We start from the raw sequence: 206 nt of genomic DNA, 5'->3' as shown, positions 1-206 counted from the left end.
TCACCCGCGTTGGTCAGCGTGCGGGCAGCGATATCAGCGCGCTTGCTCCACAGCGTACCTTTATTGTCTACATCACCGTTTGCCAGCGTCAGCGTCAGTGACTGGTCGCCCTGAATGTGTCCGCGGTTAATCAGGTTTTGTGCGTCCAGCGTCAGGCTGTCCGCCTGCCATTCTCCCTCGTTGCTCGCCTCGGCCGCATTCAGCAC

Annotated in this window: 1 protein-coding gene; it reads right to left on the bottom strand. The window is 60.2% G+C overall.

Annotated features, from left to right (window positions below; translation table 11 throughout):
* The coding region (locus tag WCT94_RS20780; RefSeq protein ID WP_336871617.1) for a hypothetical protein at window positions 1-206 on the bottom strand (206 nt) is incomplete at both ends.

The sequence above is a fragment of the Pectobacterium sp. 1950-15 genome (assembly GCF_037136835.1).
Taxonomy (GTDB): Bacteria; Pseudomonadota; Gammaproteobacteria; order Enterobacterales; family Enterobacteriaceae; genus Pectobacterium.
Note: the sequence above shows the minus strand (reverse complement) of the source record. Positions and strands in the feature narration are given on the sequence as shown.